This is a genomic window from Pseudomonas sp. CK-NBRI-02 (assembly GCF_008124495.1).
GTDB classification, from domain to species: domain Bacteria; phylum Pseudomonadota; class Gammaproteobacteria; order Pseudomonadales; family Pseudomonadaceae; genus Aquipseudomonas; species Aquipseudomonas guariconensis.
In genome coordinates, this window is sequence record NZ_VSJH01000039.1 from 165773 (window position 1) to 179176 (window position 13404).

Sequence of the window (13404 nt, forward strand, 5' to 3'; positions counted from 1 at the left end):
TCCCGCATCAAGGCTGCGGCATGCTAAAGTCCCCGCGTTCCTCGCCTTGCCCAATGGACCTGCCATGCCCTCTCTCGATGCCCATCTGCCCTCCTGGCAGGCGCTCAATGACCGCCATCCCTGCACCGCCCTTCTGGTGGGCAACGGCGCCAGCCGTGCCGTGTGGAAGCCGTTCGGCTACTTCTCGCTGTTCGAGGAGGCCCAGCGGGTCCGTCACAAGGCCTTGGGCGTGAGCGACCAGGCGCTGTTCAAGTCCCTGGGTACCGAGCTGTTCGAGCCGGTGCTCAGCACCCTGAACACCACGGTACGCGCCAATGCCGCGCTGGCCATCAACTCCACCGCGCCACTGAACCGCTACTACTCGATCAAGGAAGCCCTGATCCACGCCACGCGCGCCGTGCACCTGCCCTGGACGCGCGTGCCGAGCGACACCTTGGCGACGATCAACCAGGCTCTGCGCAGCTACCGCAACGTCTACACCAGCAACTACGACCTGCTCCTGCCTTGGGCTGTCAATCAGGCGCCGGAAGGCTTCGCCACGCTGTTCGACGAGCAGGGCTTCTTCGATGTGCGCCGCACCGCGACCGAAGGCATCCGCATCGTTCATCTGCACGGCGGGCTGCACCTGCTCAAACTCCCCGACGGCACCACCCGCCAGCGCAGCGCCGAATGCGCCGAGCTGCTCGAAGGCTTTGCCGTGAACATTCCGGGGGAAGTGCCGCTGTTCGTCAACGAGAGCCGCAGCGAAGAAAAACTGCGCGCTATCCGCGCCTCGGACTACCTGTCGTGGGGGTTGGGCCAACTATCCGGGGAACGCGAGGGCCTATGCCTGTTCGGCCAGCACCTGGACGCCAGCGATCAGCACCTGCTCGAGGCCATTCGCCAAGCCCGCCCCACGCACCTGTCGATCGCCATCCGCCCCTTGAGCGAAGCGTCGATCATCAACCAGAAGCAGCATTTCATGCAGCGCTTCGCCGACCTGCCAGGAACGGCCGTGCACTTCTTCGACGCCGCCAGCCACCCGCTGGGCAACCCGGCGTTGGCGATCGTGGGGCCGGCAGAACACGCCCGACCCAGATGAATGCTCCACCTGTCATGGGCTGCTGTACACCCCAAGACAGGTCAAGCGGCGAGCAACCCATCCTGACGCAACAACGTCTCCAGGCAATGCTCCTTCACGCCATAGAACGCCTTCAGCTGCTCGATCTTGGCCAGCAATGCGGTGTTGTCCCCCGCCTGCCGGCGCTTGACCGCCAGAATCATCTTGTTCTTGTTGGTGTGCTCCAGCGAAATGAACTCGAACACCTTGGTCTCGTAGCCGCAGGCCTCGAGGTAAAGGGCGCGTAGGCTGTCGGTGAGCATCTCGGCCTGCTGGCCGAGGTGCAGGCCGTACTGCAACATCGGCTGGAGCAGGCCTGGGCTGTGCAGTTGCGGGCGGATCTGCTTGTGGCAGCACGGCGAGCACATGATGATCGCGGCGTTGCAACGGATGCCGGTATGGATGGCGTAGTCGGTGGCAATGTCGCAGGCGTGCAACGCGATCATCACCTCGATGGCTTCGGGCACCACGCTGCGCACGTCGCCGCACTGGAACTCAAGGCCAGGGTGCTCCAGCCGCGCGGCAGCGGCGTTGCACAGGTCGACCATGTCCTGACGCAGCTCGACACCGGTCACCAGGGCTTCACGCACCAGGCTGTTGCGCAGGTAGTCGTGCATGGCGAAGGTCAGGTAGCCCTTGCCCGAACCGAAATCCGCCACCCTTAGCGGCTGGTCCATGGTCAGGGGTGCGCTGGCCAGGGCGTGGTCGAAGACCTCGATGAACTTGTTGATCTGCTTCCACTTGCGCGACATGGACGGAATCAACGCGCCTTGGGCATCGGTCACTCCTAGATCGCGCAAGAACGGCCGCGACAGTTCCAGGTAGCGCTTCTTCTCTCGATCATGGGTGGTGGCAGCCTGTTCACGGGCAGGTTGCGCGATGTGGCGCTGGAGCATCGGCTTGCCCTTTTTGCTGAAACCCAGCTGCACCTCGCCCTCGGCGGTGAACAGATGGGCATTGCGAAAACTCTCGGGCAACAGCTCGGCCACCAGCGTCTGGGCCTGCTCCAGCGGCAGGTTGCGGGTAATGTCACGGGTCTGGTGGCGGTAGACCAGCGACAGGCAGTCCTGGCCCTTGACCTGTAAAGGCTTGGCGATGATCCGCTGAAGGGTCTGGTCAACGCCGACATGGCGCGCCAGCACCAGCTTGACCAGGGTACCGGCCTGCAAGGCATCGGCCAGCAAAGCCAGGAACTGGGCATGCGCATCCGGCGCGGTGGTAGCGGAGGGAGTGGCGGACATGGAAAGTGGGTGCCTCGAATCGCGGGGGGCGCGCAGCGCGCAATGGCCGGCATTTTACGTCGATGCCCGGCCAGCGCGAAGCTTTAATCGATGGACGCGGCTCAGTCCAGGATCACCAGGCGGTTGGGCAGCTCGTTGCGCGCGAAGGTCGGCGGTACGTGTTCGCTTAGCAGCTCGCCACAGGCTTCGATGCAATCGACGAAGCCCTGCAGGGTCTGGCCCTGGCACACCTGCTCGGTAAAGCGGGCGATGATGGCATCCCACGGCTGCTCGGGCAGATGCCGGGCAATGCCCTCGTCGACCAGGATCTCCACATGTCGCTCGGCCTCGCTGACGAAGATCAGCACCCCGGTAGCACCGGCGGTGTGTTGCAAGTTGAGCTCGAGAAACTGTTGCCGCGCCAGGCCCGAGGCGCGGCGCTGACGCAACAGGCGCGGGACCAGGCGGTTGGCCAGACGTGGATTGCGCAGCAGCAGGCACAGGCCGACGAACGTCACTACCTGGACCACCAACAGGCTGCGCAAATCAGGCCACCCCAAGGCCATGTGCGCCAGGCCCGGTATGGCCAAAGCCAGCAGCGCGGCCCATAGCAGGGGCAGGTAGGCGTAATCGTCCGCGCGGCGCGCCAGCACGGTCACCAGTTCCGCATCGGTGCGTTGCTCGGCCCGAGCGATGGCCTCGGCAATCTGGCGCTGCTCGTATTCGTTGAAGACAGTCATGCCATGGGTCTCTCGATCGTTCTTATTGTTGTTGTCCCGACAGCCGGTCGGCGGGAAGTGTATCTCATGATGCCCGCCATATAAGGCATAATCCGCCGCTGCATTGGACCAGGCAGGGCCGATCAGCCAAGTGAAGCCCGGCGAACTGTACAACAATAGCCGCCAAGAAAAACTCCGGCCGTGCACGTATCCCCCTGGATACGGCAAGGGGCCACGACAATGGAATTCATGATGAAACTGTCTTTGCTGGGCCTGGCCATGGGCCTTGCCAGTCAGGCGGCCCTGGCCGCCACCTCCGCACCGCCGCTGCAGGACAAGCAGGCGTTCATCGAACACCTGATCGGCCAGATGACCGAGGCCGAGAAGATCGGCCAGTTGCGCCTGATCAGCATCGGCCCGGAAATGCCCCGCGAGAAGATCCGTGAAGAAATCGCGGCCGGACGCATCGGCGGCACCTTCAACTCGCGCACTGCCCCCGAGAACCGGCCGATGCAGGACGCCGCCATGCGCAGCCGCCTGAAGATCCCGATGTTCTTCGCCTACGACACCATCCATGGCGAGCGCACCATTTTCCCGATCGGCCTGGGCCTGGCGGCGACTTGGGACATGGACGCCATTGCCAAGGTCGGCCGCACCTCGGCGATCGAGGCGGCCGCCGACTCCCTGGACATGACCTTCGGCCCGATGGTCGATATCGCCCGCGACCCACGCTGGGGCCGCACCAGCGAGGGCTTCGGTGAGGACACCTATCTCACTTCGAAAATCGGCCAGGTAATGGTCAAGGCATTCCAGGGCACCAGCCCGGCCGAACCCGACAGCATCATGGCCATCGTCAAGCACTTCGCCCTGTACGGCGCGGTGGAAGGCGGGCGCGACTACAACACAGTCGATATGAGCCTGCCGAAGATGTACAACGACTACCTGCCGCCCTACCGCGCCAGCCTGGAGGCCGGCGCCGGTGGCGTGATGGTCGCACTGAACTCGATCAATGGCGTGCCGGCCACCTCCAACACCTGGCTGATGAACGACCTGCTGCGCAAGGAGTGGGGCTTCAAGGGTGTGACCATCAGCGACCACGGCGCCATCCAGGAACTGATCCGCCATGGCGTGGCCCAGGACGGTCGCGAAGCCGCCAAGCTGGCCATCAAGGCCGGTATCGACATGAGCATGAACGACACGCTCTACGGCGAGGAACTGCCCGGCCTGCTCAAGTCCGGTGAAGTGACCCAGGCCGAACTGAACCAGGCCGTGCGCGAAGTGCTGGGCGCCAAGTACGACATGGGCCTGTTCAAGGACCCGTACGTGCGCATCGGCAAGGCCGAAAACGACGTCAAGGATTACTACGCTGAAAGCCGCCTGCACCGCGAAGCCGCCCGTGACGTGGCACGCCGCAGCCTGGTCCTGCTGGAAAACCGCGACCAGACCCTGCCTCTGAAGAAGGCCGGCACCATCGCCTTGGTCGGCCCTCTGGCCGATGCACCAATCGACATGATGGGCAGTTGGGCCGCCGACGGCAAACCGGAACACTCTGTGACCGTGCGCGAAGGCCTGCGCCGCGCCTTGGAGGGCAAGGCCAAGCTGCTTTACGCCAAAGGCTCGAACGTCACCGGCGACAAGGCCATCTTCGACTACCTGAACTTCCTCAACTTCGCCGCGCCCGAGATCGTCGACGACCCGCGTCCAGCCGCCGTGCTGATCGACGAAGCGGTCAAGGCCGCCAAACAATCGGATGTGGTGGTGGCGGTGGTCGGCGAGTCTCGCGGCATGTCCCACGAATCCTCCAGCCGTACCACGCTGGAAATCCCGGCAGTGCAGCGTGACTTGATCAAGGCGCTGAAGGCTACCGGCAAGCCTTTGGTACTGGTGTTGATGAACGGCCGCCCGCTGTCGCTGGCCTGGGAGCGTGAGCAGGCCGACGCATTGCTGGAAACCTGGTTCAGCGGCACCGAAGGCGGCAACGCGATCGCCGATGTACTGTTCGGCGACTACAACCCGTCCGGCAAGCTGGCGATCACCTTCCCGCGCTCGGTCGGGCAAATCCCGATGTACTACAACCACATGCGCATCGGCCGGCCATACACTCCGGGCAAGCCAGGCAACTACACCTCGCAGTACTTCGAGGAGCCCAACGGCCCGCTCTACCCGTTCGGCTATGGCCTGAGCTACAGCAGCTTCGAACTGTCCGGCCTGTCGTTGGGTAGCCAGCAACTCAAGCGTGGCGGCACGCTGGAGGCCAAGGTGACGGTGAAGAACACCGGCAAGCGCGACGGCGAAACCGTGGTCCAGCTCTACGTTCAGGATGTCAGCGCTTCCATGAGCCGCCCGGTCAAAGAACTGAAAAACTTCCAGAAACTGATGCTCAAGGCTGGCGAGTCGCGCACCTTGACCTTCCGCATCAGCGAGGATGATCTGAAGTTCTACAATGGCCAGCTGCAACGGGTCGCAGAGCCGGGGCAGTTCAATGTCCAGGTCGGCCTCGACTCCGAGGCTGTGCAGCAGCAGAGCTTCGAGTTGCTGTGACAACTTCCGCCCGCAGGGTTGCGCCCTAAGCACAGCCCTGTGGGCGTAGGTTTACCCGCGCCCACAGTCTGCGTGAAAAACCTTAAACACACCCAGCACAGGCCAAGGATCAGCCGCATGCTATTTTCCTTCCGAACCTTGCGTCTGGCCCTGATCGTCCTGGTGATTGTCATCGGCACCGCGCTCAGCGCTGGCTGGGCGATGCACCAGGCCAAGCGCCAGTCGATGGAGACCGACGCACGTCGGGCCAGCCAGCAACTGACCCTCTACGCCAATGCCCTGCACACCCTGATCGAGCGCTACCGTGCCCTGCCCGCCGTACTGGCGCTGGACCCGGAGCTGATCGCGGCCTTGCGCGGCCCGGTCACCGAACAGGTGCAGGACGCCCTGAACCGCAAGCTCGAACGCATCAACGGCGCCGCCAACTCCTCCACCCTGGAGTTACTCGATCGCACGGGCTTGGCCATCGCGGCCAGCAACTGGCGCCTGCCGACGACCTATGTCGGCTCCAACTACGGCTTTCGCCCCTATTTCAAGCAGACCCGCAGCCACGGCAGCGGCCGCTTCTACGCGGTCGGTGTCACCAGTGGCGTACCAGGCTACTTCCTGGCCAACGCGGTCACCGACGAACAGGGACGCTTCCTCGGCGCCATGGTGGTCAAACTGGAGTTCCCCGAACTTGAGCGCGAATGGCGCCAAGGCAGCGACATCCTGTTGGTCAGCGATGCCCGAGGCATCACCTTCATCGCCAACCAGGACGGCTGGCGCTACCGTGAGCTACAGCCGATTTCCCCCGCCGACCGCGCCGAGCTTGCCGAGACCCGCCAGTACGACAAGCAACCCTTGGTCCCCCTGCAGCATCAGGTGCTGACCGACTTCGGCGCCAACAGCCATTTGAGCCGCGTGCAAGGCCCGGATGGCAGCGTCGACTACCTGTGGGAAAGCCTGCCGCTGGAGGCAGAAGGCTGGACCTTGCATCTGCTGCGTAAGCCCCAGGTCAGCGCCGACGGACGCAACGCCGCCCTGACCGCGGCGGCGATCTGGCTGAGCCTGGTGTTCGCCGCACTGTTCGTCAGCCAGCGCCTGCGCCTGGCACGCCTGCGCCAGCGCAGCCGCAACGAACTCAAGCGCCTGGTCGAAGAGCGCACCCGCGAACTGCGCACCGCCCAGGAGGGCCTGGTGCAGTCGGCCAAGCTTGCGGCCCTGGGGCAAATGTCGGCAGCCCTGGCCCATGAAATCAACCAGCCCCTGACCACCCAGCGCATGCAGCTCGAGACCCTGCGCCTGCTGCTCGACCACGGTCGCTACGACGAGGCCCGGCAGGCCCTGGAGCCGCTGGAGCAGATGCTCACGCGCATGGCGGCGCTGACCGGCCATCTCAAGACGTTTGCCCGCAACAGCCCCGGCGGGCTACGCGAGCGCCTGGACCTGGCCACCGTGGTCGACCAGGCGTTGCATCTGCTCGATGCCCGCATCCGTGGCGAGGGCGTCGAAGTGGCGCTGTACCTGGCGCGCCCCGCGTGGGTCAGGGGCGATGCGATCCGCCTCGAGCAAGTGTTGATCAACCTGTTGCGCAATGCCCTCGACGCCATGGCCGACAAGCGTTACAAACGCCTGGAGATCCGAATCGAAGCCGATGATGGTCAGTGGCGCCTGAGCGTGCTGGACTCCGGCGGCGGTATCCCCCAGGCGGATCTGGCCCGAATCTTCGATCCGTTCTTCACCACCAAACCGGTCGGCGAAGGGCTCGGCCTGGGTCTGGCGATCTCTTATGGCATCGTCCATGAGGCCGGCGGCCAGTTGCAGGCCGAAAACCTGCCCGGTGGCGCCCGCCTGAGCCTTACCTTGCCCCGCGACCTGGAGCCTGTATGTTGAATTCGGTGATCGTCGTCGATGATGAAGCCAGCATCCGCACCGCGGTGCAGCAGTGGCTGAGCCTTTCGGGCTTCAGCGTGCAACTGTTCGCCCGCGCCGAAGAGTGCCTGGCCCAATTGCCGGAACACTTCCCAGGCGTGATCGTCAGCGATGTGCGCATGCCCGGCATCGATGGCCTGCAACTGCTCGAACGGCTGCAGGCACTGGACCCGGACCTTCCGGTGATCCTGCTCACCGGCCATGGCGACGTGCCCATGGCCGTCGAGGCCATGCGCAACGGCGCCTATGACTTTCTGGAAAAACCCTTTACGCCGCAGACCCTGCTCGGCAGCCTGCGCCGCGCCCTGGAGAAACGCCAGTTGGTGCTGGAGAACCGTCGCCTGCACCAGCAGGCCGATCTCAAGGCGCGCCTGGAAAACACCCTGCTGGGCATGTCCCAAGGCTTGCAGAGCCTGCGCCGGCAGGTGCTGGACCTGGCCAGCCTGCCGGTCAACGTGTTGATCCGCGGCGAAACCGGCAGCGGCAAGGAACGTGTGGCGCGTTGCCTGCACGACTTCGGTCCGCGCGCCGACAAGCCCTTCGTCGCCCTCAACTGCGCGGCGATTCCTGAAACGCTGTTCGAGGCCGAGCTGTTCGGCCACGAGAGTGGCGCCTTCACCGGCGCCCAGGGCAAGCGCATCGGCAAGCTGGAATATGCCAACGGGGGAACCGTGTTTCTCGATGAGATCGAGAGCATGCCCCTGGCCCAGCAGGCCAAACTGCTGCGGGTGATTCAGGAGCAGAAGCTGGAGCGCCTGGGCGCCAACCAGAGCATCAGTGTCGACCTGCGCATTATCGCCGCCACCAAACCGGACCTGCTCGAAGAAGCCCGCGCCGGACGCTTTCGCGAAGACCTGGCGTACCGTCTGAACGTCGCCGAACTGCGCCTGGCACCACTGCGCGAACGGCGCGAGGACATCCCCCTGTTGTTCGAACACTTTGCCCGCGCTGCCGCCGAGCGCCTGGGCCGCACGGCCCCGCCGGTGAGCGGTGGGCAGTTGGCGCAACTGCTGGCCCATGATTGGCCAGGCAATGTGCGCGAGCTGGCCAATGCCGCCGAGCGCCACGCCCTGGGGCTGGGCGCGCCGAGCGTCGAGGCCAGCGCCGCAGGGCAATCGCTCGCCGGCCAGATGGAGGCGTTCGAGGCACAGTGCCTGCGCGCCGCGCTGCGACAGTACAAGGGTGAGATCAAGGCCGTGATGGAGGCCTTGCAACTGCCTCGGCGGACACTCAACGAAAAGATGCAGCGTCATGGGCTGGTGCGGGACGATTTTCTCGAGCGCGAATGAGCGGTTTTTTGCCTAGCCATTGTGGCCGATGAGCAAAAAACCGCTTATCGAAAGTATTGAAGGGCGCGGCTACGCAGCCCATCGCGTGGCGACGTTGCGCCTGCAGGGCCTTTGGATTCGCGGGTTATGGAATGGTCGTGCGCCGCGATGGGGCATTCAGGCCCGCCAGTGCACGCCTTTGGCATAGCTTCTGCAAAACCCTTCTCAAGCGCTGACCTGCGCGCTCCACAAAAACAACGAGAAGGTATCCCCTGATGGATAACGCCAGCACCCTGCCCACCGGGGCGGCCATTGCGCCCGCCGCGGAAAAAACCACCGCAAGCCGTCTCAAGTCGATTTTCAGTGGCTCCATCGGCAACATGGTCGAATGGTACGACTGGTACGTCTATGCGGCGTTCTCACTGTACTTCGCCAAGGCCTTCTTCCCGGCCGGCGATACCACCGCACAACTGCTCAACACCGCCGCCATCTTCGCCGTGGGCTTTCTGATGCGCCCGATCGGTGGCTGGCTGATGGGCCTGTATGCCGACCGCAAGGGCCGCAAGGCCGCGCTGATGGCCTCGGTCCTGCTGATGTGCGCAGGCTCCCTGGTCATCGCCCTGACCCCTGGCTACGAGACCATCGGCGTCGCCGCGCCGATCCTGCTGGTCCTGGCGCGCCTGATGCAAGGCCTGTCGGTCGGCGGTGAGTACGGCACCTCGGCCACCTACCTCAGCGAGATGGCCAGCAAGGATCGCCGCGGCTTCTTCTCAAGCTTCCAATACGTGACCCTGATCTCCGGTCAGCTCATCGCCCTGGCGGTGCTGATCATCCTGCAACAGACGCTCACCACCGAGCAGCTGTATGCCTGGGGCTGGCGCGTACCCTTCGTGATCGGCGCGCTGTGCGCGGTGGTCGCCTTGTACCTGCGTCGCGGCATGGAGGAGACCAGCTCCTTCACCAAGAAGGAAAAGTCCAAGGAAAGCCTGATGCGCACCCTGCTGCGCCATCCCAAGGAACTGCTCACCGTGGTCGGCCTGACCATGGGCGGCACCCTGGCCTTCTACACCTACACCACCTACATGCAGAAATACCTGGTGAACACCGTAGGCATGAGCATCAGCGACTCGACCACCATCTCGGCGGCCACTTTGTTCCTGTTCATGTGCCTGCAACCGGTGATCGGTGGACTCTCCGACAAGATCGGTCGTCGTCCGATCCTGATCGCCTTCGGCGTGCTCGGAACCTTGTTCACCGTACCGATCCTCAGCACCCTGCACACCGTGCAGACCTGGTGGGGCGCCTTCTTCCTGATCATGGCGGCGCTGATCATCGTCAGTGGCTACACCTCCATCAACGCCGTGGTCAAAGCCGAGCTGTTCCCTACCGAGATCCGCGCCCTGGGCGTCGGCCTGCCCTACGCTCTGACCGTCTCGATCTTCGGCGGCACCGCCGAGTACGTGGCCCTGTGGTTCAAGAGCAACGGCATGGAAACCGGCTTCTACTGGTACGTCACCGGCTGCATCGCTTGCTCGCTGCTGGTCTACGCGACCATGAAAGACACCGCCAAGCATTCGCGGATCACGACTGACTGATCCTGCTCACGCGGTAATCGAAAAGGGGCGCTCCGGCTGACGGAGCGCCCCTTTTTCATGGTTCGACGAGCAGTGAGCCAATTACGCCCCATACAGTGACGGCCGTCAGGAAGCTTCCAACTCCCGACGCGCTTCGCGGTTATAGAACGACGCCATCAGAATCAGCACTAACAAGATGCCGCCGAGCACCGCTGAAGAGCCCACCGTACCGAAGTCCATCCCGCCTTTTTCGTGCGGTTTTGTCAGGAAGTCGCCCAAGGTCGCACCGAATGGGCGGGTCAGGACGAATGCGATCCAGAACAGCGCCACGCCTGGGATACGGGTCCAGTAGCGGGCCAGCACCACCAGGCCGATGGTGCTGCCGATCAGCAGTGCGCCACCGGCGAAACCGAGGCCTGAGTCGTCCGCCAGGAAGTCGCCCAGCGCGGTGCCAAGGGTGTTGGAAAACAGGATTGCCACCCAGTAGAACAGCTCGCCGCCTCGGTTCTTGATGCGGGTGACGTCCAGCGGATTTCCGCTCAGGCGCCAAAGGGCGAACGTCAGCAGCAAGATGCCGATCAGGATGGCCGAACCCGCGGCATAGCCCAGGCCCAGGGTACGGTCCATGAAATCGGACATCGTGGTGCCCGCAGTACTGGTGGATAGGATGACCAGCCAGTAGAGCCAGGGATTGTATGAACGAGAGTAAAGCTGGGTGAGCAATGTCACCAGAAACACGCTGATCAACAGCAGCGAGCTCATGGCATAGCCAATATCGAGGGTCATCGACAGCAGGTCGCCCGCCGTCTCGCCCAAAGTGGTGGCGCAGATCTTCATGACCCAGAAGGCCAAGGTGATTTGCGGAAGTTTATTCATTGTTTGCCGCTCCTGGGTTGAGTGGGCGCGATGCTGAGCGGGCGGGTTTGAAAAAACGGTTGGTGGAGCATGAAAAAAGCGTTCGTTCATCGAAGGTTTCATTTAACTCGGGATTAATTCCCCTCCCGCATCCTTGAACCGTGGAGAGACGAGGGCGCGAAGCGCCTGTCTCGCAGCACCTCTGTCGTTTAAAAGACGAAAGCGCGTCCAAACACATCGATTAAATCGATTTTTATGCGTGATTTTTTGCGCTTTTTAATCAAATTAATCGGCGTAGCATTAAACCCATAGAAACAAACAACCCGCGAATCTCACTGGAGCAACGACCATGAAAAGCAAACTGATCCTGACCCTGGCTCTGTCGGCACTGGCTACCGGTGCATTCGCCGAAGACGGTTTCGACCGTACCAGCGCCCACAGCTTCGCCGCCGCCCAGACCCAATCGGCAACTTACGCCGAAGACGGCTTCAACCGCACCGGCGCACAGCGCTTCGCTGAAGATGGCTACGACCGCACCGGTGCACAGCGCTTCGCTGAAGACGGCTACGACCGCACCGGCGCACAGCGCTTCGCCGAAGACGGCTTCAACCGCACCGGCGCACAGCGCTTCGCCGAAGACGGCTTCAACCGAACCGGCGCACAGCGCTTCGCCGAAGATGGCTACGACCGCACCGGCGCACAGCGCTTCGCTGAAGACGGCTTCGACCGCACCAATGCCCACCGCATCAGCTGATCCGATGCGAGCGCCCAGCCCGGCTTCGGCCGGGCTTGATCATTTCCAGCGGGCTGGAGCCTTGGCACACTAGGCACCTCGTCCACAACAAGGAAAGGGCCTACGGGCCTTGCGCAGATGTACTACTACGAACCCGCCAAAGGCCATGGCCTGCCCCACGACCCGTTCAATGCCATCGTTGGCCCCCGCCCTATCGGCTGGATCTCTTCCCAGGACCAGCAAGGCCGCCTCAATTTGGCGCCTTACAGTTTCTTCAACGCCTTCAACTACATTCCACCGATCATCGGTTTCTGCAGCGTTGGGCGCAAAGACAGCCTGAACAATATCGAGCAGACCGGCGAATTCGTTTGGAACCTGGCGACCCGAACACTGGCCGAGCCGATGAACCAAAGCTGCGCGGCGGTAGCCGCGGATGTCGATGAGTTCGAATTGAGCGGTCTGACGCCGACGGCATCGCGCATCGTCGGTGTACCTCGAGTAGGCGAAAGCCCGGTGGCCTTCGAATGCAAGGTGAGCCAGATCGTGCAGCTCAAGCGGGCCGACCAGGCGCTGGTGCCCAGTTGGCTGATCCTGGGGGAAGTCGTGGCCGTGCACATCGCCGAGCATCTGCTCAAAGATGGCATCTACGACACCGCCGCCGCCGAGCCGATCCTGCGGGGAGGAGGCCCAGCGGACTACTTCGAGCTGGGCAATCTGTTCAAGATGGCCCGCCCGCAGGTCTGATCAGAAAATCAGTTCGCCTTCCTCGCCCACGCCTTGCAGGCGTGCGAGTTCGGTACAGGCGGCCTCGTCGGCCGCCACTGCACTCTGAAACACCTGGCCATCGAGCACCTTGTGAAAGCGCGGCGCGCCGCCCATACCCAGGGCTTTTACGGCGATGGCCGCGTTGTAACCACCGCCTTGTACAGGGACCATCGCCGAAACGGCTTCGAAGTGGGAAAACTCTCTACGTGCCATGCTGCAAATCCGCATCCAAAAAACGAGGGCTGTCATTCTACCCCTCAATCACGGATGAAGTTTCACGCCTCTGTAGGAGCATGTTTGCCCGCAAAAAGTCCATGCATACACATCAGGCAAACGTATGCAGGTCCAGGCTGCTCACCACCTGGGCCTGCACCAGCTCGCCAAACACCTCGAGGGTCGGCGAAGCGAAGTAGCCGCTCATGGCTTGCTGATCGCTCCAGCTGCCGCTGAGCAACCACAGGTCGTCGTCGGCCTGGGACCGCTGTACGGTAAAACTCAGGCAACCCGGGGTACGCAGCGAAGGCTCCAGCAGGTCGCGCAGACGCGCGCCCAGTTCCGCCGAACGACCGCTGCTGGCACGGATGAAAGCCAGGTGAGTGACCGGTTGTGGCTGGGTCATGAACGATCTCCTTGAAGCATGCGGACGGAAAAACCAGGCTGCCAAGGTTAGGGCCCCGCCCTCGCGCGACGTTAGGTCATTACTGCCGCTCGATTGC

The 13404-nt window shown here is 63.4% G+C and carries 12 protein-coding genes; 7 read left to right on the top strand and 5 right to left on the bottom strand.

Annotated elements, in window-relative coordinates; genetic code table 11:
* Positions 1-64 precede the first annotated feature (64 nt).
* A complete protein-coding gene (locus DQ397_RS22015) occupies positions 65-1081 on the top strand; it encodes a DUF4917 family protein (protein ID WP_043206441.1) in 1017 nt (338 codons plus the stop codon).
* A 41-nt stretch (positions 1082-1122) separates the two neighbouring features.
* Here DQ397_RS22015 and DQ397_RS22020 read toward each other — a convergent pair whose 3' ends face one another.
* Positions 1123-2340, bottom strand: a complete 1218-nt coding sequence (locus DQ397_RS22020) for an SAM-dependent methyltransferase (protein WP_043206440.1) — start codon at positions 2338-2340, stop codon at positions 1123-1125.
* Positions 2341-2441: 101 nt separating this feature from the next.
* Positions 2442-3059 carry a TPM domain-containing protein gene (locus DQ397_RS22025; protein WP_043206528.1) on the bottom strand — a complete coding sequence of 206 codons (618 nt, stop codon included), beginning with the start codon at positions 3057-3059 and terminating at the stop codon, positions 2442-2444.
* 228 nt (positions 3060-3287) lie between these two features.
* Here DQ397_RS22025 and bglX point away from each other — a divergent pair, with 228 nt between their 5' ends.
* The 4 genes from bglX to DQ397_RS22045 all read left to right on the top strand — a co-directional run bounded on the left by bglX (position 3288) and on the right by DQ397_RS22045 (position 10356).
* Complete coding sequence (bglX, locus tag DQ397_RS22030; RefSeq protein ID WP_043206527.1) at positions 3288-5579, top strand: beta-glucosidase BglX; 2292 nt, start codon at positions 3288-3290, stop codon at positions 5577-5579.
* Between the two features lie 117 nt (positions 5580-5696).
* A complete protein-coding gene (locus tag DQ397_RS22035; RefSeq protein ID WP_043206439.1) occupies positions 5697-7454 on the top strand; it encodes an ATP-binding protein in 1758 nt (585 codons plus the stop codon).
* A complete protein-coding gene (locus tag DQ397_RS22040; RefSeq protein ID WP_043206438.1) occupies positions 7448-8782 on the top strand; it encodes a sigma-54 dependent transcriptional regulator in 1335 nt (444 codons plus the stop codon). Before DQ397_RS22035 ends, DQ397_RS22040 begins: the two co-directional genes overlap by 7 nt.
* Before the next feature lie 254 nt (positions 8783-9036).
* Positions 9037-10356 (top strand): MFS transporter, encoded by a 1320-nt coding sequence (locus tag DQ397_RS22045; RefSeq protein WP_043206437.1) that lies wholly within the window; start codon positions 9037-9039, stop codon positions 10354-10356.
* A gap of 105 nt (positions 10357-10461) precedes the next feature.
* Here DQ397_RS22045 and DQ397_RS22050 read toward each other — a convergent pair whose 3' ends face one another.
* Positions 10462-11211, bottom strand: a complete 750-nt coding sequence (locus DQ397_RS22050; RefSeq protein ID WP_043206436.1) for a membrane protein — start codon at positions 11209-11211, stop codon at positions 10462-10464.
* A 328-nt stretch (positions 11212-11539) separates the two neighbouring features.
* Here DQ397_RS22050 and DQ397_RS22055 point away from each other — a divergent pair, with 328 nt between their 5' ends.
* Positions 11540-11944: a heme utilization protein gene (locus DQ397_RS22055; protein WP_148921625.1), complete on the top strand. Its 405-nt coding sequence runs from the start codon at positions 11540-11542 to the stop codon at positions 11942-11944.
* Positions 11945-12061: 117 nt separating this feature from the next.
* Positions 12062-12667, top strand: coding sequence for a flavin reductase family protein (locus DQ397_RS22060; RefSeq protein ID WP_043206434.1), 606 nt, complete (start codon positions 12062-12064; stop codon positions 12665-12667).
* Here the strand turns inward: DQ397_RS22060 and DQ397_RS22065 are convergent, their stop codons facing one another.
* Together DQ397_RS22065 and DQ397_RS22070 are read right to left on the bottom strand one after the other, a co-directional pair.
* Complete coding sequence (locus DQ397_RS22065) at positions 12668-12901, bottom strand: hypothetical protein (RefSeq protein ID WP_090345107.1); 234 nt, start codon at positions 12899-12901, stop codon at positions 12668-12670.
* 112 nt (positions 12902-13013) lie between these two features.
* Positions 13014-13307 carry a putative quinol monooxygenase gene (locus tag DQ397_RS22070; protein WP_043206432.1) on the bottom strand — a complete coding sequence of 98 codons (294 nt, stop codon included), beginning with the start codon at positions 13305-13307 and terminating at the stop codon, positions 13014-13016.
* Positions 13308-13404: the final 97 nt, after the last annotated feature.

Excerpts from the sequence above, each read along its gene's own strand:
- DQ397_RS22015 (WP_043206441.1), top strand. The coding sequence starts at position 65 with ATGCCCTCTCTCGATGCCCATCTGCCCTCCTGGCAGGCGCTCAATGAC.
- DQ397_RS22020 (WP_043206440.1), bottom strand. The coding sequence starts at position 2,340 with ATGTCCGCCACTCCCTCCGCTACCACCGCGCCGGATGCGCATGCCCAG.
- DQ397_RS22025 (WP_043206528.1), bottom strand. The coding sequence starts at position 3,059 with ATGACTGTCTTCAACGAATACGAGCAGCGCCAGATTGCCGAGGCCATC.
- bglX (WP_043206527.1), top strand. The coding sequence starts at position 3,288 with ATGATGAAACTGTCTTTGCTGGGCCTGGCCATGGGCCTTGCCAGTCAG.
- DQ397_RS22035 (WP_043206439.1), top strand. The coding sequence starts at position 5,697 with ATGCTATTTTCCTTCCGAACCTTGCGTCTGGCCCTGATCGTCCTGGTG.
- DQ397_RS22040 (WP_043206438.1), top strand. The coding sequence starts at position 7,448 with ATGTTGAATTCGGTGATCGTCGTCGATGATGAAGCCAGCATCCGCACC.
- DQ397_RS22045 (WP_043206437.1), top strand. The coding sequence starts at position 9,037 with ATGGATAACGCCAGCACCCTGCCCACCGGGGCGGCCATTGCGCCCGCC.
- DQ397_RS22050 (WP_043206436.1), bottom strand. The coding sequence starts at position 11,211 with ATGAATAAACTTCCGCAAATCACCTTGGCCTTCTGGGTCATGAAGATC.
- DQ397_RS22055 (WP_148921625.1), top strand. The coding sequence starts at position 11,540 with ATGAAAAGCAAACTGATCCTGACCCTGGCTCTGTCGGCACTGGCTACC.
- DQ397_RS22060 (WP_043206434.1), top strand. The coding sequence starts at position 12,062 with ATGTACTACTACGAACCCGCCAAAGGCCATGGCCTGCCCCACGACCCG.
- DQ397_RS22065 (WP_090345107.1), bottom strand. The coding sequence starts at position 12,901 with ATGGCACGTAGAGAGTTTTCCCACTTCGAAGCCGTTTCGGCGATGGTC.
- DQ397_RS22070 (WP_043206432.1), bottom strand. The coding sequence starts at position 13,307 with ATGACCCAGCCACAACCGGTCACTCACCTGGCTTTCATCCGTGCCAGC.